21 protein-coding genes, 7 tRNA genes and 1 pseudogene are annotated in these 21,661 nt (G+C 66.8%); 17 read left to right on the top strand and 12 right to left on the bottom strand.

Features of this window, described 5'->3' with window-relative positions; genetic code table 11:
* Positions 1-44: 44 nt before the first annotated feature.
* From N5E02_RS09115 to N5E02_RS09050, 14 genes are all read left to right on the top strand, one after another.
* Positions 45-554, top strand: coding sequence for a DUF1249 domain-containing protein (locus N5E02_RS09115; protein WP_032954273.1), 510 nt, complete (start codon positions 45-47; stop codon positions 552-554).
* A 42-nt stretch (positions 555-596) separates the two neighbouring features.
* Positions 597-1,085, top strand: a complete 489-nt coding sequence (locus N5E02_RS09110) for an 8-oxo-dGTP diphosphatase (protein WP_005417168.1) — start codon at positions 597-599, stop codon at positions 1,083-1,085.
* A 143-nt stretch (positions 1,086-1,228) separates the two neighbouring features.
* The gene (locus N5E02_RS09105; RefSeq protein ID WP_065185766.1) at positions 1,229-1,843 is read left to right on the top strand and encodes a DUF2239 family protein; all 615 of its coding nucleotides are present in this window, start codon (positions 1,229-1,231) and stop codon (positions 1,841-1,843) included.
* A gap of 117 nt (positions 1,844-1,960) precedes the next feature.
* Positions 1,961-3,322 carry an MATE family efflux transporter gene (locus tag N5E02_RS09100; protein WP_279946196.1) on the top strand — a complete coding sequence of 454 codons (1,362 nt, stop codon included), beginning with the start codon at positions 1,961-1,963 and terminating at the stop codon, positions 3,320-3,322.
* A gap of 529 nt (positions 3,323-3,851) precedes the next feature.
* The gene (locus N5E02_RS09095; protein ID WP_019660264.1) at positions 3,852-4,466 is read left to right on the top strand and encodes a phosphatidylcholine/phosphatidylserine synthase; all 615 of its coding nucleotides are present in this window, start codon (positions 3,852-3,854) and stop codon (positions 4,464-4,466) included.
* Between the two features lie 22 nt (positions 4,467-4,488).
* Positions 4,489-5,538, top strand: a complete 1,050-nt coding sequence (gene phaE / locus N5E02_RS09090) for a class III poly(R)-hydroxyalkanoic acid synthase subunit PhaE (RefSeq protein WP_279946195.1) — start codon at positions 4,489-4,491, stop codon at positions 5,536-5,538.
* Positions 5,535-6,602, top strand: a complete 1,068-nt coding sequence (gene phaC, locus N5E02_RS09085) for a class III poly(R)-hydroxyalkanoic acid synthase subunit PhaC (protein ID WP_279946194.1) — start codon at positions 5,535-5,537, stop codon at positions 6,600-6,602. The genes phaE and phaC overlap by 4 nt, the downstream gene beginning before the upstream one ends.
* Positions 6,603-6,635: 33 nt before the next feature.
* Entirely contained in the window at positions 6,636-7,004 is a 369-nt protein-coding gene (locus tag N5E02_RS09080; protein ID WP_032954276.1) for a YfeK family protein, read from the top strand.
* A gap of 67 nt (positions 7,005-7,071) precedes the next feature.
* Positions 7,072-7,275, top strand: coding sequence for a PspC domain-containing protein (locus N5E02_RS09075; protein WP_005417153.1), 204 nt, complete (start codon positions 7,072-7,074; stop codon positions 7,273-7,275).
* 44 nt (positions 7,276-7,319) lie between these two features.
* Positions 7,320-7,724, top strand: a complete 405-nt coding sequence (locus tag N5E02_RS09070; protein WP_088123871.1) for a hypothetical protein — start codon at positions 7,320-7,322, stop codon at positions 7,722-7,724.
* A gap of 385 nt (positions 7,725-8,109) precedes the next feature.
* A complete protein-coding gene (locus tag N5E02_RS09065; protein WP_005417149.1) occupies positions 8,110-8,325 on the top strand; it encodes a hypothetical protein in 216 nt (71 codons plus the stop codon).
* 207 nt (positions 8,326-8,532) lie between these two features.
* Entirely contained in the window at positions 8,533-10,920 is a 2,388-nt protein-coding gene (locus N5E02_RS09060; protein WP_279946193.1) for a Tex family protein, read from the top strand.
* 208 nt (positions 10,921-11,128) lie between these two features.
* Positions 11,129-13,318 (top strand): PAS domain S-box protein, encoded by a 2,190-nt coding sequence (locus N5E02_RS09055; protein WP_065178518.1) that lies wholly within the window; start codon positions 11,129-11,131, stop codon positions 13,316-13,318.
* Positions 13,319-13,380: 62 nt separating this feature from the next.
* Positions 13,381-13,683 (top strand): hypothetical protein, encoded by a 303-nt coding sequence (locus N5E02_RS09050; protein ID WP_032954271.1) that lies wholly within the window; start codon positions 13,381-13,383, stop codon positions 13,681-13,683.
* Here the strand turns inward: N5E02_RS09050 and N5E02_RS09045 are convergent.
* Complete coding sequence (locus N5E02_RS09045; RefSeq protein WP_065185761.1) at positions 13,625-13,915, bottom strand: putative quinol monooxygenase; 291 nt, start codon at positions 13,913-13,915, stop codon at positions 13,625-13,627. The two genes, N5E02_RS09050 and N5E02_RS09045, sit on opposite strands and share 59 nt — an antisense overlap.
* A gap of 61 nt (positions 13,916-13,976) precedes the next feature.
* A complete protein-coding gene (locus N5E02_RS09040) occupies positions 13,977-15,065 on the bottom strand; it encodes a DUF5694 domain-containing protein (RefSeq protein ID WP_065185760.1) in 1,089 nt (362 codons plus the stop codon).
* A gap of 532 nt (positions 15,066-15,597) precedes the next feature.
* Here N5E02_RS09040 and N5E02_RS09035 point away from each other — a divergent pair.
* Positions 15,598-17,424 carry a methyl-accepting chemotaxis protein gene (locus N5E02_RS09035; protein ID WP_279946192.1) on the top strand — a complete coding sequence of 609 codons (1,827 nt, stop codon included), beginning with the start codon at positions 15,598-15,600 and terminating at the stop codon, positions 17,422-17,424.
* Positions 17,425-17,481: 57 nt separating this feature from the next.
* On the opposite strand, the pseudogene N5E02_RS09030 reads toward N5E02_RS09035, so the two are convergent.
* A pseudogene (locus tag N5E02_RS09030) lies at positions 17,482-17,659 on the bottom strand (GGDEF domain-containing protein); the annotation flags it as partial.
* Positions 17,660-17,928: 269 nt separating this feature from the next.
* A tRNA-Leu gene (locus N5E02_RS09025) sits at positions 17,929-18,014 on the bottom strand.
* 132 nt (positions 18,015-18,146) lie between these two features.
* Here N5E02_RS09025 and N5E02_RS09020 point away from each other — a divergent pair.
* Positions 18,147-18,527, top strand: coding sequence for a response regulator (locus N5E02_RS09020; RefSeq protein WP_005417125.1), 381 nt, complete (start codon positions 18,147-18,149; stop codon positions 18,525-18,527).
* A 123-nt stretch (positions 18,528-18,650) separates the two neighbouring features.
* On the opposite strand, the gene N5E02_RS09015 is transcribed toward N5E02_RS09020, so the two are convergent.
* Positions 18,651-19,607: an SOS response-associated peptidase family protein gene (locus N5E02_RS09015; RefSeq protein WP_065178515.1), complete on the bottom strand. Its 957-nt coding sequence runs from the start codon at positions 19,605-19,607 to the stop codon at positions 18,651-18,653.
* Between the two features lie 76 nt (positions 19,608-19,683).
* On the opposite strand from N5E02_RS09015, the gene N5E02_RS09010 reads away from it, so the two are divergent.
* Complete coding sequence (locus tag N5E02_RS09010; protein ID WP_053500686.1) at positions 19,684-20,100, top strand: GNAT family N-acetyltransferase; 417 nt, start codon at positions 19,684-19,686, stop codon at positions 20,098-20,100.
* Between the two features lie 140 nt (positions 20,101-20,240).
* Here the strand turns inward: N5E02_RS09010 and N5E02_RS09005 are convergent.
* From N5E02_RS09005 to N5E02_RS08975, 7 genes are all read right to left on the bottom strand, one after another.
* A tRNA-Glu gene (locus N5E02_RS09005) sits at positions 20,241-20,316 on the bottom strand.
* 47 nt (positions 20,317-20,363) lie between these two features.
* A tRNA-Ala gene (locus tag N5E02_RS09000) sits at positions 20,364-20,439 on the bottom strand.
* 44 nt (positions 20,440-20,483) lie between these two features.
* Positions 20,484-20,559, bottom strand: a tRNA-Glu gene (locus N5E02_RS08995).
* 49 nt (positions 20,560-20,608) lie between these two features.
* A tRNA-Ala gene (locus N5E02_RS08990) sits at positions 20,609-20,684 on the bottom strand.
* Between the two features lie 184 nt (positions 20,685-20,868).
* Positions 20,869-20,944, bottom strand: a tRNA-Glu gene (locus N5E02_RS08985).
* Between the two features lie 54 nt (positions 20,945-20,998).
* Positions 20,999-21,074 (bottom strand) — tRNA-Ala (locus N5E02_RS08980).
* Between the two features lie 103 nt (positions 21,075-21,177).
* Positions 21,178-21,576 carry a heavy metal-responsive transcriptional regulator gene (locus tag N5E02_RS08975; RefSeq protein ID WP_279946191.1) on the bottom strand — a complete coding sequence of 133 codons (399 nt, stop codon included), beginning with the start codon at positions 21,574-21,576 and terminating at the stop codon, positions 21,178-21,180.
* Positions 21,577-21,661 lie beyond the last annotated feature (85 nt).

The raw sequence follows: 21,661 nt of genomic DNA, 5'->3' as shown, positions 1-21,661 counted from the left end.
TTGAGGCGCCCCCAGGTTGAAGCACCAACGTGTAGGATCGACCCATGGCCCGAGCCTTGCCCCGTACCGAACGCATTCCCCGCCTGAGCCGGCTGAGCTGGCTCATGGGCCTGTACGCGGAGAACTACCGCCATCTGGTGCGCCTGTTCGAACCGGCGGGACTGGCGGCGGGCAGCTACATTTCCTCGATCGGCGACGGCCTGGATGTCCGCCTGGACGTGATCGAGTGCCACCGCTATACGGTGGAACTGCGGCTGACCTACGACATTGCCGACCCGGTCACCGGCGAGCCGGATCCCTCGGCCTATGTTCGCCTGTACCGTGACGCGCGCCAGGCCGAGACCACCCATTGCTACGTCGGCCGCCGCTGGCAGGACACCATGGGCCTGTACCCGCCTCCGGCGGAGTTGATCAGTCATCGCATGCGGATGAACACCTTCCTCGGCAAGTGGCTGGAATACCTGGCCGAGCGCGGCCACGGCGTCGCAACGCTGCGCCGTGACCCCGATGGCGCCGGTGCGCCTGCCGAGCGCCGCCTGTCGCTCGTGCGCTGATCGGCCATAATCCAGGGCTGACCTGCCGCTGGATGCCGCCCCATGCCGTACACCCCGATCGTCGCCACTCTGGGCTATGTGCTGTCGCCCGATCGTCGCCAGGTGCTGATGATCCATCGCAATACGCGCCCCGGTGACCATCACCTCGGCAAGTACAACGGCCTGGGTGGCAAGATCGAAGCGGACGAGGACGTGGCGGCCAGCATGCGCCGCGAGATTGCCGAGGAAGCCGGCATCGACTGCACCGGCATGCGCCTGCGCGGCACTCTCAGCTGGCCCGGTTTCGGCAAGCACGGCGAAGACTGGCTGGGCTTCGTGTTCGTCATCGACAGCTTCGAAGGTACCCCGCACGGCGGCAACCACGAAGGCACGCTGGAGTGGGTAGATCTGGACAAGCTGGACACGCTGCCGATGTGGGAAGGCGACCGCAACTTCCTGCCGCTGGTGTTCGACGCCGACCCGCGCCCGTTCCACGGCGTGATGCCGTACAAGGACGGGCGCATGGTCAGTTGGTCCTACAGCCGGCTGTGACCCGGTGAATCGGGGAGGTGCCAACCATTCCGGGGAGTGCCAATCTGGGTTGGCACGCTCTTTTGGTCGATTAATGCCCGGGCAATATTGACAGCCATAAATTACCCGGGCAATATTCGCGCATCACCTCTGGTGCCATTGCCATGCCTGCGTCCCGACTCCCTCCCTTCAGTTGTTTCGACGGCCATCGCCTCGTTGCCTGCGGCAGCCCGGAAGTGGCGGCACTGGCGCTCAAGCGGCTGCGCGCCGACAACGCTGCCGGACCATTGCTGGTGTTCGACAACGCCACCGGTCGCACCCGCGATTTCGATACGCGCGGCAGTGACGAGGAACTGCTGGCGCGGGTAACCGAAGCGTTTCCCCCCTCTGACGAGGCGGATGCCGAAATCACTGCCGAAGACGCTGCGACCCCGCGTGGCCGTGGCCGCCCCAAGCTGGGCGTGGTCGCCCGTGAAGTGACCTTGCTGCCGCGCCATTGGGCCTGGCTGGCCGAGCAGCCGGGCGGCGCCTCGGTGGCATTGCGAAAACTGGTGGAGACGGCCAGCCGCGCCGGTGCGGACAAGGACCGCCGGCGTCGCGATGCCGAACGCGCCTATCACTTCCTGCAGACCATCGTCGGCGACCTGCCGGGCTTCGAGGAGGCCATCCGCGTGCTGTTCGCGCACGACCGTGCGGGCCTGGAAGCGGTGCTGCATTCCTGGCCCAGGGATGTGCGCGACCACGCCCTGCGTCTGGCGTTCGACAGCGCTGACGGCTGATCCATCGCGCCGTCGTTGAACGGCGGCGCCACCTGATCGCGGGCCACGGCCCGGTCCCCTGTGCTTGCTTTGCTGGTGGAAACGCCGGGCAGGGCAGCGCCTTGCCCAGAGAACCCCATGAACTCCCCTGTACATCCCACGCCCCTGGTCGCGCCGCCTCTGTGGCGCACCTACCTGGCCCTGCTGCTGCCGATGCTGCTGACCAATGCGCTGCAGCTGGCCGCAGGCACGCTGGACAACATCTACCTCGGCCATCTGCTCGGTACCCAGGCGGTGGCCGTGGCCGCTGCGTTCTTCCCGGTCTTCTTCCTGCTGCTGGCCCTGGTGATGGGCCTGGCGACCGGCGCGATGGTGCTGATCGGGCACGCCTGGGGCGCGGGTCGGCCGCAGCAGGTGCGCGCGGTGGCTGGCAGTGCGGTGGCGCTGATCCTTGTGCTGTCGGTGCTGGTGATGGCTCTGGGGAGCGGTTTCGCACCACAGCTTCTGATGTCACTGGGTACACCGGCACCGATCCTCGGTGAGTCCATCGTCTACGCGCGCGTGCTGCTGCTGGCGGCGCCGGCGTTCTTCCTCCTGTGGCTGGCCACTGCCGTGAGCCGCGCAGTAGGCGATGCGAAGACGCCGCTGCATGCGCTGCTGCTGGCCACGGCGGTCGGCCTGCTGTGCACGCCGCTGCTGATTCTGGGCTGGGCCGGCCTGCCGCGGCTGGGATCGGCCAGTGCGGCGGTGTCGGCGGCGTTTGCCTCGCTGTTGGCCCTGGGCTGGCTGTTGTTGCGTTGGCATCGGGCAGGACATCCCCTGGCACCGGGCCCTGAGTTGTTGCATGCCATTCGTTTCGATGGCGCGATCATCCGATCGATGCTGCGCATCGGCGTACCCTCCTCGCTGCAGATGCTCAGCCTGGCCGTCGCCGAAATCGTGTTGCTGGGCTGGATCAACCGTTACGGCTACACCGCTACGGCCGCCTACGGTGCGGTCAACCAGCTGATGAACTGGGTGCAGTTGCCGGCAATGTCGTTGGGGATCACCGCCACCATCCTCGCGGCGCATGCGATGGGCGCCGGGCGTACAGCACGGCTGCCGGCCATCGCCCGGACTGGTGTGCTGGTGGCGCTGGCGACGCTGAGCGTGGTGGTGGTGCTGGTTGTGGCGCTGGCGCGCGGGCTGACCGGGCTGATCCTGGCGGCAGCCGACGTGCGCGAGCTGGCTGCGTTGCAGCTGCGCACTGTGGTGTGGGGCGTGCTGGCGATGGGAATCAGCGCGGTGCTTGTCGGGGTGATGCGCGGCAGCGGCACGGTATGGTTGCCAGCGTTGCTGGGTATGGCAGCGGTGCTGCTGGTGGAACTGCCGCTGGCGATGTGGATGCAGGCGCAGCACGGGCTGGCCGGCGTGTGGTGGGCGTGGCCGCTGGGGTTGCTGGCCATGCTGGTGCTGCAGGTGTTGTGCTTCGCGCGTTGGCGGCGGGTGCAGGCTGGGTAGTTGCCTGCCGCCGTCCGGCACCCCGGAATGGCAGGGGCAGCCGGCCAGCGGCCGGCTCTACCACTTCAGCGCCGCTGCGCCAGCAGCAGGCGGAAGTACAAGCACAGGGTGTTGACCGCCAGTGCGGCGCTGCGGCGGGGCCTTCGCAGCTGCGCGGCCAGGGTGGAAGCATCCGGCATCATCATCGCCCGTCACCAGGAATCGGGCGTGGCGGCGGCGGGCCCGCCGGTGACCATAGCGCCGACCTCGCGGCTTGGGAAGTAGGGAAACCCCGCGTCAGGGTGATGAGGAAATGTCCACCGTCGCAGTCGGTGAGATCTGGTTGTCCACAGGGGGTGTGGATTACGCGTGGGCAACTTTGTGGATAAGCCGCGACAGGCGCCACCCCCCTAGGCTGTCAAGATGGGTGGCGAAAAATTCACCGCCGGTGAGGGCGGGTGAGGGGGCGGTGAAGGGTGGACCCCGTCAGCGCTGTCACCAGCGACGGCGCTCGCGGTAACCTGTGGGCCTTGATGCTCCGTGAGTCCCCATGAAACGTCACTTCTCGATGCTGCGCGAGTTCCAGCTGGCCGACTGGTTCACCCTGGCCAATGCTTTCTGCGGCACCGGTGCGGTATTTGCCGCCATGCGCTTCCTGCAGGACGGCGAGCGTGGCTACCTGCTGTTCGGCATGGCGCTGATCCCGTTGGCCTTCATCTTCGACGCCCTTGATGGGCGCATCGCGCGCTGGCGCAAGTCCAGCTCCACCCTGGGCCGCGAGCTGGACTCGCTGTCCGACGTGATCTCCTTCGGGGTGGCCCCAGCGGCGCTGGCCTATGCCTGCGGCATGCAGGGTGGCTGGGACTGGCTGGTGCTGAGCTACTTCGTCTGCTGCGGCGTCAGCCGCCTGGCACGCTACAACGTCACAGCCGAGGCAATGACCGGCGATGAGGGCAAGGTCACGTATTTCGAGGGCACCCCGATCCCGACCAGCCTGGTGCTGGTGATCGTACTGGCGATCGCCGCGGGCACCGATGCCATCGGCCAGAACATCTGGTTCGGCCAGTGGCAGATCGGACCGTGGCAGCTGCACCCGATGGTGCTGTTGTTCGCCCTGTCCGGGTCGCTGATGATCAGCAAGACCCTGCGTATCCCCAAGCCATGAGCCAGCCCTGCGGAGGCCTGCGATGACCAGCTCGGCCCACGATGCCGGCAGTAGCGATTTCGAGACGCTGGCCCGGCAGTACTTCGGCGCCTGGGGTGATGCTCTGCGCCATGCGGGCGCGCCCGCTGCACCTGCCGGTGACGACCCCGGCAGCTGGCAACGGTTGTTTGACTGGTGGGGCCAATTGCTGCCCGAACAGGCGCCCGGCGCGCCGGAAGATGCCGTGCGCCGGTTCCGCGAACAGGCGGGCAGCTGGTACGGCACCATGCAGGAGGTCGCCGCTCGGTTTGCCGGCCGCGACGCCAGCAGTGCCGACGTCGCCCAGGCCTGGCGCGAGGCGGTGCAGGGGCAGGGCGACGGCATGCTGCAATGGATGCTGCAGGGTGCCCGCGGCAGCACCCACGCCGGTGCCGCAGTACCTGAATTCGCCGCATGGCTGCAGCAGTTCCAGCTGCAGGCGGGCCCGTGGCTGCAGAGCCCGGCATTCGGCCCCGGCCGCGAGCACCAGGCGCGTTGGCAGGCCCTGCTGCGTGCGCAGGAGGAATACCAGCAGCATTCGCGCGCCTATGTCGATCAGATCAAGCAGGCACTGGACGAGGCCTTCGCGCTGTTCGAGCAGCGCCTGGCCGAGCACGAGCAGCCCGGCAGCCAGCTGACCAGCGCCCGCGCGATGTTCGACCTGTGGATCGAAGTGGCCGAGGAGGCCTACGCCAAGGTCGCCATGTCCGAACCGTTCCAGCAGGTGTACGCCTCGCTGGGCAACGCGCAGATGCGTCTGCGCGCCGGCCTGCAGCGCGAGGTGGAACAGATGAGTGAACGTATCGGCCTGCCGACCCGCAGCGAGATGGATGCCGCACACCGCCGCATCGCCGAGCTGGAGCGCAGCCTGCGCCGGCTGCAGGCACAAGTGGCGGTGCTGGCTGGAACCGCTGCGGTCGATCCGGTGGCGCAGCCGACGCCGGCGAAGATGAAGCCAGCCGCCCGCAAGGCCGCGAAGAGGGCCGCGCCGGCAAAGAAGGCGGCTGCCAAAAAGTCCGAATCTCGCACCACCTCACGGGCACGTGACCGATGAAGGGACCGCTGGGCTTCAACGCCGATGACCTGATGCAGGAAACCCTGGCGATGCAGCGCAAGCTGATGGAAGGGCTGAAGCTGCTGCCGCAGGTGGAAGACGTTGACTATGGCGTGACCGCCCGCGAGGAAGTGTGGCGCGACGGCAAGGTGGTGCTCTACCGCTTCGTCGGCGAACAGGCGCCGACCCGGCGCACGCCGCTGCTGATCGTCTACGCGCTGGTCAACCGGCCGTACATGGTCGACCTGCAGGCCGACCGCTCCCTGGTGCAGAAGCTGTTGGCGCTCGGGCAGGACGTGTACGTGCTGGACTGGGGCTACCCGGATCGTTCGGAGCGCTTCCAGACGCTGGAGGACTATCTGCTGCGCTATATCGATGGTGCGGTGGATGCACTGCGCGTGCGCAGTGGCGGCCCGATCGACCTGCTCGGCATCTGCCAGGGCGGTGTGTTCGCGCTGTGCTATGCCGCGCTGCGCCGGGAGAAGCTGGGCAAGCTGATCACCATGGTCACCCCGGTCGATTTCCGGACGGCCGACAACATGCTCTCGCACTGGGCGCGGCAGGTGGACGTGGATCTGCTGGTGGATACGCTGGGCAACATACCGGCTGACCTGATGAATGCCAGCTACCTGATGCTCAAGCCATTCCGCCTGAACGTGCAGAAGTACGTCGGTCTGCTCGATATCCTCGACGACAAGGCGGCGCTGGAGGATTTCCTGCGCATGGAAAAATGGATCTTCGATTCGCCGGACCTGGCGGGCGAGGCGTTCCGTGACTTCATCAAGCAGTTCTACCAGGGCAACGGACTGGTGAACGGTACGGTGCGGATCGGCGAGGAAGCCGTGGATCTGTCGCAGGTGACCTTGCCGGTGCTGAACATCTATGCCGAGCAGGACCATCTGGTACCGCCGGACGCCTCGCGCGCGATGCGTGGGCGCCTGGGCACGGACGACTACACCGAGTCCAGTTTCCGCGGTGGCCACATTGGTATCTATGTGTCCGGCCGCGCCCAGCGCGAAGTGCCGGCCACGATCGATGGCTGGTTGAAGGCGCGTGACCTGTAGAGTCGAGCCATGCTCGATTGACCTGGGGGGATGATGACGTACCGGATTTCGTTGATTCTTGCGGCACTGCTGGCAGCACAATTTGCCCACGCCGCACCCAGTGCCGATGCACGCCGGGAGATCGCCCAGCTGATTTCCAGCCTGGACGGCTCGCAGTGCCGTTTCCAGCGCAATGGCAGCTGGTACGACGGCGGCGATGCGCGCGCCCATCTGCAGCGCAAGTACGACTACCTGCTGAAGAAGGACATGGTGGACAGCGCCGAGCAGTTCATCGAGCGCGCCGCCAGCCAGAGCAGCATGAGCGGGAAGCCTTACCGCATCCAGTGCCCGGGGCAGCCTGAACAGACCGCGGCCGCCTGGTTCGGTGCGCGCCTGCAGGCGCTGCGTCTCCGCACGCCGTAGACACGGAGGCGGTGTAGAGTCGCGGCGTGCTCGACTGATTCTGCCCGCAAGCCGAGGAGACACCGCCGTGAACACCACGCCCAAGACGCTGTCGCGTTCATTGAACGACCGCATGATTGCCGGCGTGATGGGCGGCATTGCCCATCGCTTCGGCTGGAACCCCACCCTGGTGCGGATCGTGTTCGTGCTGGTATCGATCGGCTCGGCCGCCTTCCCCGGCATTCTGATCTACCTGATCCTGTGGCTGCTGATTCCGAACGAGGCGGATTGAACACCGCCGCTCGATCCTGGCCGCTCTGGCTGCGCGCGCTGCAGATGCTGGGCGCCGCATGGACGCTGCCCAACACACTGATCGGCCTGATCGGCGGCTTGGCCGGCATGCTTGGCGGCGCGACGCTGCGATGGAGCGGGCGGGACTGCGCCGTGGTGTTCGATCACTGGCCGTGGGGGCCGGGCGGTGCGATCACTCTGGGCAACGTGATCCTGCATACCGGCCATGACCTCGGCATCTGCTGCCGGACCTATGCGCATCAGGCGGGGTGGGGCGTGGAGCCGCTGATCCGGCTGGACGACCACGAGCGCGCGCACGTTTACCAGTACATGGTGCTGGGGCCGCTGTACCTGCCGGTATACCTGCTGTGCGGCGGGGTGAGTGCACGCAATCCGTTCGAACGCGCGGCCGATCATTTCGCCCGGTTCGGGCGTGGTTGGTGGCCGTAGTTTCCAGCCAACGGCGCAGCCCCTCGTGGGTGGTGATGCCTGGTTGTCAAATGCAAAACCCTCGCGCTGGTCGGTCGGGTTGGGTTCACGGCGTCCCCGGCCTACCCACCCTCCCGGCCAGCCCACAGGAAACCGGCTTTCCGCGACCAACCAAACCACCCACGAGGGGCTGCGCCGTTGGCGGGAATCCCCCACCGATTCGTTAGCCGGAAGTTAAAGATCCGTAAGCATTCTGCAGCGATTCCGCAGTCATCTGCATGCAACCGATCGTCATTAGCCTTCGTGACGTTCCAGTCAGGTTCGACGCGGTAAGCTCTTCCTTGATGAGCTCGCAGCATCGCTCATCGAGCGCAGTACGCAGTAGCAATTTGGAGGAATACATCACATGGCAATCGTTCTTTATGTCGGTGGTAGCAAGGATGGCGAGAAGGGCGTGGTGCCCTACGGCTTCAGCAAATCCCGCGCCGACACCGCGCTGGGGCCGGAGTTCTACACGGAGCGGTTCATGGAACTGCAGGGTGTCGGCAAGGTCCGCCTGATGGCCCTGGAAGGCATGCGTGACGACATCGTCATGCAGCGCGCCGCTCGCCACTACCGCTGACCGACGCAACACGCGGCAGGGCGCGCCCACCATCGCGCGCCCGCGCCGGCATCCCAGCCCCGGGCCAGTCCGAGCCCGCTCTTTGCCAGGATACCGGCGTCCAATCCGGCTTCGCCGCTGAACCTCGCCCCCTGTCAATGCCTTGTCCGGCTCCGTCGCGGATTGCCAGAATGGGGGCTTCCCGAAACGCGGCACAGACCTGAAGCAATGCACGACGCCAAGAACGCCCAGAGCGCGCTCGCCCAGCAGATCGCCCAGACCATCGCCGACGAGATCGGTGCCCAGTCCGCCCAGGTACGCGCCGCAGTCGGCCTGCTCGACGAAGGCGCCAGCGTTCCGTTCATCGCGCGCTACCGTAAGGAAGTGACCGGTGGCCTGGACGACACCCAGCTGCGCAACCTGGAAACCCGGCTGACCTACCTGCGCGAGCTGGAGGACCGCCGTGCGGCGGTGCTGGCCAGCATCGGCGAGCAGGGCAAGCTCAGTGACGAGCTGCGCAATGACATCCTGGCCGCCGACACCAAGAGCCGGCTGGAAGACCTGTACCTGCCGTACAAGCCCAAGCGCCGCACCCGTGCGCAGATCGCCCGCGAGGCCGGCCTGGAGCCGTTGGCCGATGGCCTGCTGGCCGACCCGACGCGGGACCCGCAGACGTTCGCGGCCACCTTCGTCGACGCCGACAAGGGCGTAGCCGACACCAAGGCCGCGTTGGAAGGCGCGCGCGCGATCCTGATGGAGCGCTGGGGCGAAGACGCCGCGCTGGTCGGTGAACTGCGCACCTGGCTGGGCGAGACCGGGGTGATCCGTGCCCGCGTCGCCGAGGGCAAGGAAACCGAGGGCGCCAAGTACCGCGACTACTTCGAGCATGCCGAGGCGCTGGCGAAGATTCCGTCGCATCGCTTGCTGGCACTGTTCCGTGCGCGCCGCGAGGAGATCCTGTTCCTGGAACTGGACCCGGGCAGTGATGCCGAGGCTGGCCATCAGTACGCCGAAGGACGCGTGGCGCGCAAGGCCGGCATCGCCGACCAGGGCCGCGCCGCCGACCGCTGGCTGCTGGATGCGTGCCGGCTGACCTGGCGCGCCAAGCTGCACACCCATCTGCTGCTGGACCTGTTCAACCAGGCCCGCGAAAAGGCCGAAGCCGAAGCCATCGCGGTGTTCGGCGACAACCTGAAGGACCTGTTGCTGGCGGCACCCGCCGGCCCGAAGACCGTGCTCGGACTGGACCCGGGCATCCGCACCGGCTGCAAGATCGCCGTGGTCGATGCCACCGGCAAGCTGGTCGCCACCGACACCATCTACCCGCACGAGCCGCGTCGCCAGTGGGAGCAGTCGCTGCAGACGATCAAGCAGCTGTGCGCCAAGCACAACGTGGAACTGATCGCGATCGGCAACGGCACCGCCAGCCGCGAAACCGACAAGCTGGCTGGTGAAGCGATCAAGGCCGCTGCCAACCCGAAGCTGCAGAAGGTAGTGGTCAGCGAGGCCGGGGCGTCGGTGTATTCGGCGTCCGAGTTCGCGGCCAGGGAGTTCCCGGGGCTGGACGTGTCGCTACGTGGGGCGGTGTCGATCGCCCGCCGCCTGCAGGACCCGCTGGCCGAACTGGTGAAGATCGAACCCAAGGCGATCGGTGTCGGCCAGTACCAGCACGATGTGGACCAGTACCGCCTGGCGCGCGCGCTGGATGCCCGCGTGGAGGACTGCGTGAACGCGGTGGGCGTGTACGTGAACACCGCTTCGGCTGCACTGTTGTCGCGGGTGTCCGGCCTGTCGGCCACGGTGGCCGAGAACATCGTGCGCCACCGTGATGCGAACGGCCCGTTCAAGCGCCGCAAGGACCTGCTGAAGGTCGCGCGCCTGGGCGAGAAGACCTTTGAACAGTGCGCGGGCTTCCTGCGCATTGCCGACGGTGATGAGCCGCTGGATGCTTCGGGGGTACACCCGGAAGCCTACCCGGTGGTCGAGCGCATCGTGGCCAGCACCGCGCGCCCGATCAAGGCGCTGATCGGTGATGGCAGCTTCCTGCGCGGCCTGAAGGCCGAGCAGTTCACCGATGCCACCTTCGGCGTGCCGACCGTGCGTGACATTCTCAAGGAACTGGAGAAGCCGGGCCGAGACCCACGCCCCGAGTTCAAGGCGGCACGCTTCGCCGAGGGCGTCGAGGACATCAAGGACCTGCGCGAGGGCATGGTGCTCGAGGGTGTGGTCAGCAACGTGGCGGCCTTCGGTGCCTTCGTCGATATCGGTGTGCACCAGGACGGCCTGATCCACATCTCGGCGCTTTCCGATACGTTCGTGAAGGACCCGCGCGACGTGGTCAAGGCCGGTGATATCGTCAAGGTGAAGGTGCTGGAGGTGGACGTGGCGCGCAAGCGCATCGCCCTGACCCGGCGCCTGGACGATACCCCCGGGCAAGCCACCAGCCGCCCGGGACAGCGTGATGAGCGCGGCCATGGGCAGGGTCCGCGCCGCGATGCAGGCGGCCAGAACCGCGGGCTGAACCGGGGCCAAGGCAATGGCGGCCGTCCCGCCGCGTCCGCGGCCCCGGCCAACAACGCCCTGGCCGAGGCCTTCGCGCGCGCCAAGCGCAGTTGAGGACCGCGTTCCCCGTCACACTTGATTCGTGGCGGGGGACTTGTCGATTTTCCCCGTGATTGCGCACACTTGCGCTTGAGGGGAGGCGTCCGGCCACCCCGCTGTTGCTGGGGAGGGCCATGACGCCAGCACCACCCGTTGCTCGTACCGGCGGTCGCAGCGTTCCGCTGCGGTCGGCGCCTGCCCGTGCCGGCAGGGGACCGGATTGATGCCGGGCCAGGGCACCCACGGCAATGGACTGCTGGAGCGCCGCCTGCAGGAGCTGGCGGAAGAGCGTCGCCGCCTGGCGATGATCATCGACGGTACCGCCGCGGGAACCTGGGAATGGAACGTGCAGACCGGCGAGATGCGGGTCAACGCGCGCTGGGCTGAGATCGTCGGCTACCGCCTGGAAGAGCTGCAACCCATCTGCCAGAAGACGTTCCTGAAGCTGGTCCATCCCGATGACATCGCGCTGTCCGATGCGGCGCTGGATGAGCATTTCGAAGGCCGCAGCGACAACTACGCCTGCCTGCTGCGCATGCGCCACAAGAACGGGCAGTGGATCTGGATCCAGGACCGCGGGCGGGTCTTCGAATGGGATGGGCAGGGCAAGCCGCTGTGGATGGCCGGCGCGCATGCTGACGTCACCGAGCTGCAGCAGGCGAGGCAGGACGCGGCCGAGACCCGGCAACGCCTGCAGGCCGTGGTCGATGCGTCCGATGAGGTAGCGGTGATCGCCACCGATACCGATGGCACCATCACCCTGTTCAACACGGGTGCGGAGCGCCTGCTGGGCTACAGCGCAGCGGAGGTGGTCGGCCAGCGCCGGCTCGATGCGTTCCACGATCCGGAGGAACTGAAAGCCTGGCTGGAGCCGCTGGCCGATGCCGAGGGCAACCTTCCCGACGTGTTCGAAGCGCTCAGTGCTCGCGCTGACGGGCAGACCTACTCGCGGCAGTGGACGTTGCTGCGCAAGGAGGGCCTGCCACGCCAGGTGCGCCTGTCGATCAGCCGCATGGAAGGTGCCGATGGCGCACGCATCGGCTACGTCGGCATGGCCATCGACATCACCGAGATCCTGCAGGCACGGGCTGAGGCGCGGCTGTCGGCGGAGAAGTTCGCCGGTGCATTCACGTCGGCGGCGTTGGGCATGGCGCTGGTGTCGCTGGAGGGGCGTTGGCTGGACGTCAATGATGCGCTGTGCCGGATCCTGGGTTACCCGCGCGAAGAGCTGCTGCAGGTCGACTTCCAGCGCCTGACCCATCCCGATGACCTGCAGACCGACCTGGCCCTGGTGCAGGACCTGCTGGCCGGACGGCGCAGCCATTACCACCTTGAAAAGCGCTATCTCGACCGCGACGGCCGCATCATCTGGGCGCGGCTGTCAGTGTCGCTGGTGCGCAGCGAGCATGGCCAGCCACTGCATTTCGTGTCGCAGATCCAGGACATCACCGCCCAGCGCAGCAGTGAGCAACGCCTGTTCGAGAGCGAACAGCGCAGTCGCATCACCCTGGATGCGGTGGCCGACCTGGTGCTCAGCGTCAACCTTGACGGCCGCATCGACTATGCCAACGCGGCCGCGGTACGCACCCTGGCCGGTGATGGCGCGCTGTCGCTGGCCGGGCACAGGGTGCAGGACGTGCTGGCGCTGACCACCGAGTACGCGCCCGGCTCGGTGCTGGATGTGCAGGTACTCCTGGACCCGGAAAGCAACGCGGTGGACCTGCATGCCGACCTGCTGCTGCGCCTGGGCACGGCAACGGTGCCGGTGGATCTGACGCGGGCCTGGCTGCGCGATGACGAAGGCCATGTGCGCGGCGCGGTGTGGGTGCTGCGCGACGACACCCAGCAGCGGGCGCGGCAGCGCGAAGCCCGCCACCTGGCCGAGATCGATCCACTCACCGAACTGAGCAACCGCCGCGGTTTCGAGGTGCACCTGCAGCAGGCGATCACCCGCGTCGAGCGCACCGGGCAGGCCGCCTCGCTGATGTACATCGATCTGGACCGCTTCAAGCCGGTCAACGACACCTGGGGCCACCTGGCCGGCGATGCCGTGCTGTGGGCGGTGGCCAGTGTGCTGCGACATGGTGTGCGTGATTCGGACGTGGTGGCGCGGCTGGGCGGCGACGAGTTCGCGGTGATCCTGTCCGGGTGTACGCCGCGTCGTGCCGCACGGATCGGCGGTGAGCTCCTGCAGACCCTGTCAGCGCTGTCCATTCCATGGGATCAGCACCGGCTGCGGGTCGGTGCCAGCATCGGCATCGCGCCCCTGGCGGGGGGCATGAGCGTGGACCAGGCAGTGGCCGCTGCCGATGCACAGTGCTACCGGGCCAAGGCGCTGGGGCGCAACAACGTGCAGGTGCAGGGCGAGCTGTCGGGGCTTCCAGGCGACGATGCCGATGCCGCCCAGGACTGATCTCAGCCTGTGAGAGGACGCGCGCGAATACTGCGCGCATCTCCACTCAAGCAGGTGAACCCATGAATGCCTGGAACCCGGTTGCGGTGCGCATGTTCATTCCGGCCCTGATCGGCTGGTGCCTGGCGCTGGCCACCTGCCTGCGCGCCGAACAGCTGCGCGGCGACCCGTACGCGCAGGCGTTGTTGCCCGTGCTGCAGCAAGGCGCGGTCGCGCTGCTGGTCCTGAGCCTGGCGTGCACGGTTGCAGCCTGCCTGTTGCTGTGGCGGCATGGCCGCAGCGTCGGCGGGCGTCTCGCTTCCGGCACTACACCCGTGCGGCGTCCATCAGCAGGACCCGGCACGGTGCGCGCTGGAACGCGTTGATCTGAGGCACCAGACGCTGGAAGTGCTCGCTGGCGCAATGGATATCCAGTGCGTCGCGGTCCGGCCATTGCTCGATGAAGACGAAATGCCCGGGGTCCTTCTGGTCGACGAACAGTTCATAGCCGAGGCAGAGCGGCTCTCGCTGCGTGCATGCGACCAGCTCGCGGTACAGGGGAAGCACGGTATCCACGGCATCGGGATGGATGAAATCCTCGGCGATCACTTTCAGCATGTCGGCACCTGCAGACGGGCCTTGCAGGATAGTGCCAGCGCATGGCCGGCACCTATCCTGGTCAACGCAGTACTGCGTCCGTACTGACCAGCTGCACGTCGTGCATCTGATTGAGGTAGGCCTCGTAGTAGCCCTTGTGCGAGGCACCGACGATGGCCAGCATTCGGCTGCCAGGGTGCAGGCCCAGCACGTCGCGGATGTTGGCGACCATGCGCAGGTTGCGGGTTTCCCAGTAACCGACATACATCCGGCCGAACGCCTTGGAGGACGGCTCGACGAGCGTCGCGCCGAAGTCGCTCTGGTACGCTGCCATCGCTGCCGCCGGGCTGTTGTAATCCTGATACAGCGCCATGACGCCACCGGGCTTGTCCAGATTGGCCACGAGGCGTTCATCGGCCTCCCGTCGCGCCCGCAAGTACGTATTGTTCCAGGCACCGGTGATGGCTGCACTGGCCGCCGCCTTATCCTCCGCCGGTGTGGGAGAATCGGCCGTGTGGTCGTCCACGGCCCACAGCCGTTCATGCCCGAGGCGGGCGGCAACGACGGCGGCGATCAGGCTGGTTTCATTGCGGCGGACCAGGCCTTTGCCGAGGATCTCGACCAGGGCCGGCGTCAGCCCATCGCCGGCTTTGCGCTCGGACGCAGGCAGGCGCAGCCATTGCACCTGCGCCGAGCCGCGTTCGCCCGCAGCCAGGAACAATGCGGCGAGCCGACGACGCTGGGCGGGCGTCGGCTCGTCCGGCCAGGTCGCAAGCAGGCGCTCGGCCTGGGCGTTCGCTGAAGGCACGTCCAGGCCGGTGGCAGCCTGCGCAGCGGTGGTGTCGAAGCAGTAGGTGGCCACGCTCTCCGCATAGCGTTCCGGGTAGCGACGCATGGAATCGCACTGGAGGCCGGACAGGTCTTCGGTGGCGATCAGCCCGGGCTTCCAGGCGACCAGTCGCTGCAGCAACGGTTCAAGCAAGGCGGGCTGGAAGGACTTGGGCAGGCCGGACAGGTGGGCGGTGCCCAGTACCAGTACCTCGTTCGGTCGCCCTGCAGGCGGCCCCTTCAGCTGGTCCGGCTGGAAGGCGGGCCGATAGGTGGCATCGGCAGCGAGGGCGCCGGTACTGCACAGGCCCAGGATCAGGAAGCTGGCCAAGCGTGGGAACATGCGATCTCCGTGTCAGTGAGCGTCCTGCGGTTCGCTGCATGCTGGCCATTTTCACCTGCCATGGAATCGCCCGTTGGTCATGCAAACCTTTTGGGCTTGAACTGCATCGGCGTGCCGGGCAAGGCTATGCCCAGTGACGGCGGCAACGCGCGATATGTTCCGTGACGACACCCCGTGCCCCGCCGAGCGTGAGCAGAATGTGAAGTACATCGCGATTGTCTACCGCGTCCCTGCAGCCGCATCTGAAGTTGCGACGGACGTCGCGTAATCCGGCTAAAGCCACCGATCGCCTCGCCGATACTCCCTCTGGATCCCGCTCCGGTCACCCGCCGCAGGACCCCAGGCCGTCCCCGATGGGCGGCCCGCGCTGTGTGTTCCGCCGCTCCCAGATGCCGATCGCACCCGCAGCAGACGTTCGTGGCAGTCGCTCGAGAGGTGCCGGTTGGCACCTGTAGTCCCTGGCACCTGAAGTTGCCGCCGGGCATCCCGCCCGTCGGGTCGCAACCGCTTACCGGACACCGAGGATCAGACAATGCTCATTCCAGGCTTCACGGCGGGCGCGCAGGCGCCGGCCGAGCTGCATACCCGTTGGTCGCCGTGGCGTGCCCTGCTGGGCGCGCTGGCTCCCCAGCACCGCACCGGCGCCGAGGCCGTGTCCGATGGCCGTGCCGAGCTGGAAGCCCAGGTCGCGGCGCTGCACCGGGTCCAGGCGGTCATCGAGTTCGCCCTCGATGGCACCATCCTGCAGGCCAATGACAACTTCCTGCAGGCGATGGGCTACCGGCTGGAGGAGATCCAGGGAAAGCATCATTCCCTGTTCGTCGATCCCGAGCAGGCGCGCAGCGCCGAGTACCGCGAGTTCTGGGCGCGGCTGGGGCGTGGCGAATATGACGCTGGCCAGTACCGGCGCTTCGGCAAGGGCCAGCGCGAGATCTGGATCCAGGCCTCGTACAACCCGGTGCTGGACCGGCAGGGGCGGCCTTACAAGGTGGTCAAGTTCGCCACCGACATCACTGCGCAGAAGCTGCAGGCAGCCGACTCGGCCGGGCAGCTGGCGGCGATCGACAAGTCGCAGGCGGTGATCGAGTTCGGCATGGACGGCCGCATCCTTTCGGCCAACGACAACTTCCTGGCCGCCACCGGCTACAGCCTGGACGACGTGCGTGGCCAGCACCACTCGCTGTTCGTCGAGCCCGAGTATCGTGGCAGTGCCGAGTATCGCCAGTTCTGGGAGAAGCTCGGCCGTGGCGAATACGATGCCGGCCAGTACCGGCGCCTCGGCAAGGGCGGGCGCGAGGTCTGGATCCAGGCGTCCTACAACCCGATCCTGGATCTCAACGGAAAGCCGTTCAAGGTGGTCAAGTACGCCACCGACATCACCGCGCAGGTGCATGAGAACCAGGCCATGCAACGTGCCGTGGCGCAGACCCGTGAAGTGGTGGCGGCCGCGAAGGAGGGCGACCTGACCCGGCGCGTGGCCACTGCCGACAAGAACGGGCCGATCGCCGAGCTGTGCGAAGGCGTGAATTCGTTGGTGGAGGCGATGGCCGCGATCATCGCCCAGATCAAGTTCGCCGCCGACACCATCGCCGTCGGTGCCACCGAGATCGCGCAGGGCAACAGCGATCTGTCGCAGCGCACCGAGCAGCAGGCCGCGTCGCTGGAGGAGACCGCGGTGTCGATGAAGGGCCTGGCCGAGACCGTGCAGCGCACCGCGACCAACGCACGGCAGGCCAGTCAGCTGGCCGGTGGTGCTGCTGATGTCGCTGCCCGCGGTGGCAACGTGGTGCACGAAGTGGTCGAGACCATGGTCGTGATCAACGCGTCCTCGCGGCGCATCGTCGACATCATCGGCGTGATCGACGGCATTGCTTTCCAGACCAACATCCTTGCGTTGAACGCGGCGGTGGAAGCAGCGCGTGCGGGCGAACACGGGCGTGGCTTCGCCGTGGTCGCCACCGAGATCCGCGAACTGTCGCAGCGCTCGGCCAGTGCCGCGAAGGAGATCAAGCAGCTGATCGATGCGTCGGTGGCCAATGTCGGCGCCGGTACCGCGCAGGTTGAGAGCGCCGGACGCACCATGGACGAGATCGTGGTCAATGTGCGCCGTGTCAGTGATCTGATGTCCGAGATCAGCACGGCCGCGCAGCAGCAGAGCGACGACATTCAGCAGATGAATCATGCCGTCGATCTGATCGATCAGGGCACCCAGCAGAACGCCGCGCTGGTCGAGGAAGCCTCGGCCGCAGCGCGCAGCATGGAAGAGCAGTCGGCGCAGCTGCTGCAGACGGTGGCCAGCTTCCGGGTGCAGGGCGGGGCCGGGCACCTGCACGGTGGGGCGGTGCTGCGCGCGGTCTAGGCCCGGCGGTCGGAGTGCTGTTCCCCGGCCTTGTTGGGCGGCCTGCTCATGTGCAACCTGCCAGGCTACGCCGATGCTGATGGTCACATGGGCCTCAGCGGCGGGCAGCGCGGTGGCTTCCACGGCGGCGCGCAGGCGCTCGCAGGGCGGCGATGAATTCCTCGCCGCCGTCGCGGGCCAGCAGGTCATCACCGCGTTGCGGGCAGCCGTCGAGGATCGCGGCAGCCGCCTGCAGGTTGTTGGCGTCCCAGCGCCCGGCGCTGATCGGATGCGTCAGGCAGATGGCGGGCGATCTGCAGCGCCATCGCCCGTTCGGAAACGTCGCCCCAGCTGGTGTGCTCGATCACGCCTGGCAGCGAGAAGTAGTGGGACCGGGCGACGGCGTCGGACGCCCGCAGGAGGGGCAGCGCGCGGGCAGGGCATGCTGGGGCATGCTTGCCAGTGTCGGGCGCTCGGACCCGGGAAATGCAAAAAGCCAGGTCATGGACCTGGCCTTTGATGCAGTGGTGCCGGTGAAAGGACTCGAACCTTCATGGGGTCACCCCCGGCTGATTTTGAGTCAGCTGCGTATACCATTCCGCCACACCGGCAGGCAGCGTGCGAGTGTAACCGAGGTCGGCAGGCGATGCATAGTAGGAGGGCCTATGAGGGCGGTTCCTGTCGGCATTGGCCCCTTGATAGCTATACTCCCAGCGTGCAATTGCCTCCAGGAGCGGTAGCCGATGACAGTGTTGCAGGACCTGAGGGTGCTGGTGGTCGAGAACGACGAAATGAGTGCGGCCCTGCTGCAGATGCAGTTGGTGCATGCCGGCGCGACTGTGGTCGGGCTTGCAGCGAGCGTGTCCGAAGCCCTGCAGCTGCTGGAGCAGAGCACCCCGGACGTGGCCCTGCTGGACTACCGGCTGGCCCGCAACGAGACCAGTGAACCGGTGGCTGCAGCGCTTTCGGCACGTGGCATTCCGTTCGTGCTGGCCACCGGAACGCTGGCCGAGCAGCTGCCAACACCGATGTTGGCCGGCCTGTTGCTGGTCAAGCCCTACCTGTCGGCCGATCTGTCACGCGCGCTGGCGCGTGCGGTGGGTCGCTCCAGCGTCAAGGCCTGAGCCGTCCGCCACGGACCTGCAGGGGATACTGCCGGGGGGGGAATGCTCGCGTCTGCGATGTTCGGCGGCAACCCCTGATCCAGGAACCCCGCCCAGGCGGGGTTTTTCAATTGCGTCCGGCGCTCAGCCCGCTTCCTTGTACACGTAACGGATCTCCTCGCGGTCGTCGAGGATGCGGTACTGGCGCGCCAGGTCATCCGGTTCGGGGTTGAGCCAGGCGTCGAGGTGTTCCTTGCGGATCGGCACTACGCCGCGGTCATGCCCGGCAGCGGCGACGTCGCTGGGCGGTGCGTCGGTGATCGTGGCAAACGACAGCAGGCGGCCTTCCGGTCCTTCCCATTCTGCCCAGAGGCAGGCCAGCAGCAGGTCGCGCGGCGGATCGGGACGGAATTCGAGTACCACGTCCTGTTCCTTTTCGTCGGCACCGAGGGTGCGGCCGGCGATGGCGTGGCGGGGCACGTGCTCGTAGAACGCCTGTACCACCACCACGCCATGGCGCAGTCCGAACGCACCCCGCCAGTAACCTTCCAGGCTGTCGCGCCGCGCATTGTAGGTGCCGGGGTAAAGCACGTCGTTGCGCGCCGGCTTGTCCGGCAGCCGGCACTGGTAGCGCATCGGCCTGATCACGCGCTGGCCGTTCTCGCTGACCATCACCGGTGCGTAGGTGCCGGGGAAAATGCGGTTGTCACGCGGCAGCAGCTGCACCCGATGCAGGTCTTCCAGCCGGGCCTGTGCGCGCTCGATGCGGTTGCCGGCCACGCGCAGGTCGTTGCGCGCCTTCTGCGTGGGCCGGGTGGCCAGCGTGGCATGGGCAATATCGCGTCGTTCGCGTTGCCGGGCCAGTTCGGCCTCCAGTGCCTGTTGCTCCTGCGCATGCCATTGCTGGATCTTCGCCACGATGTCCCGCCCCTGTTCGGTACGCGCACCGGCGAATCCGTCATCCATCGCCTTCGGGGTCTTCGGCCGCTTCTTGCCCGGATCGTGTGCGTACAGCTCGGCGAAGTCCTCCAGCGACAGGATGGCGCCGAACTCGCGTACCAGCTTGGCGTAGTCAGCGCGGATCAGGGCGGAATAGCACATGGGACTCTTTGGGCCTGGGTCGCAGCGGCTGCGACGTGGATGCGGCAGGATAGCCCGACCCATCCGGAGATGCCGCATGAATGGTTCCATCACCTGCCAGTTCCGCGAAGCCGTACCCACGGTCGAGGACTACTGCCAGTTGCGCGTGCTCGCAGGCCTCAGCGCCAAGTCCCGCGAAGCAGCCGCCCGCGCGCTGCCCAATACGTTGTTCGGCGTGTGCGCTTACCAGGGTGCAGAACTTGTGGCGATGGGCCGTATCGTCGGCGATGGCGGCTGCCACCTGCAGGTCTGTGATATCGCGGTGCTGCCGCGTTTGCAGGGGCAGGGCCTGGGCAAGGAAGTGATGCGGCGGCTGGACGGCTGGATGCAGGCCAACCTGCCGCCGTCGGCTTACGTCAGCCTGCTGGCCGATGGCGAGGCGCATCGGCTGTATGCACAGTTTGGTTTCGCACCGACTGCGCCGGCATCGATCGGGATGTATCGGCGGTTCTGAGCCGTGGGCGGGGTGAAGCCATCCACGCATGGCGTGGATCTACCCGGGCCCTGCAGTAGATCCACGCCATGCGTGGATAGGGCCTTCCCAGGAATCACAGGCAAAGAAAAACCCCGACCGGAGTCGGGGTTTTCAAGAATTGGCGTCCCCACGGGGATTCGAACCCCGGTCGCCACCGTGAAAGGGTGATGTCCTAGGCCTCTAGACGATGGGGACGCACGAAAACTTCAAGTTGTAGATCCTTCGACGGCCTAATGTCGAGGTGGTGGAGCCAAGCGGGATCGAACCGCTGACCTCCTGCATGCCATGCAGGCGCTCTCCCAGCTGAGCTATGGCCCCATGAAACATCGGATATCTGCCGGGAGCAGAGTCCGTTTTGAAACTGGCGTCCCCACGGGGATTCGAACCCCGGTCGCCACCGTGAAAGGGTGATGTCCTAGGCCTCTAGACGATGGGGACGCACGAAAAACTTCAAGTTGTAGAACTTTCGACGGCCTAATGTCGAAAGTGGTGGAGCCAAGCGGGATCGAACCGCTGACCTCCTGCATGCCATGCAGGCGCTCTCCCAGCTGAGCTATGGCCCCGTGTTACCGAGCCGCCTATCATACCTGCGTGTTCACGTTTGTGGAAGTTTTTTTTGAACTTTTTCGTCCCGGTTCAACCGTTGCCACCAAGGGCAGGGGAACCGCAACGCCACAACCTGAATGCCAGTAGGCGGTGAACAAAAAAGACCCGGTTATCGGCCGGGTCCTCGTTGTTCGTGATGAGTGGCGTCCCCACGGGGATTCGAACCCCGGTCGCCACCGTGAAAGGGTGATGTCCTAGGCCTCTAGACGATGGGGACGCAATTCTCATCAATGTTCTTTAGCGACCTTTCGACGGCCTAATGCCGAAAGATTGGTGGAGCCAAGCGGGATCGAACCGCTGACCTCCTGCATGCCATGCAGGCGCTCTCCCAGCTGAGCTATGGCCCCACGTCGCTGAGGAGCGAAATAATAGCCTTGCCCCAGAGGGTTGGCAAGCATTTGTTGCACTTTTCTTCACGTGCGTTGCGAGGGGGGCGACGATCGCAGGTACTCAGTCGGCGCCGTCGGTCAGCGCCGCCAGGATCGGGCACTGATCCAGGGTGCCGTGGCCGGGGCAGGCGTCGACCAGCTGCGAGAGCGCGCTGTGCATGCGTTGCAGTTCAGCCATGCGCTGCGCGATGTCCTGTAGGCGGGCCTGTGCCGCGTCGCGCACGCTGCCCATGTCCTGCGGGTGGCGATCACTGAGTGCCAGCAGTTCGGCGATTTGTTCCAGGCTGAAGCCCAGCGTCTTGGCGCGGCGGATGAAGCGCAGCCGGCGCAGGTCCTGCTCACCGAAGATGCGGTAGCCCCCGGCCGAGCGTGCCGCGGTGGGCAGCAACTGCAGGCGCTCGTAGTAGCGCACGGTATCGATCGGTACGCCGGCCTGGCGCGCCAGTTGACCAATGTTCATGGCGGATTCCTGCGGATGCTGCCGGTCATTCTGAAGCCTGGAGTCAGGTCCAGGGTCAAGCTCCCGTCGCTGACGGCGCATTCAG

The organism is Stenotrophomonas sp. GD03777 (genome assembly GCF_029842485.1).
Taxonomy (GTDB): Bacteria; Pseudomonadota; Gammaproteobacteria; order Xanthomonadales; family Xanthomonadaceae; genus Stenotrophomonas; species Stenotrophomonas sepilia.
This window is presented reverse-complemented; position numbering and strand designations above follow the sequence as displayed.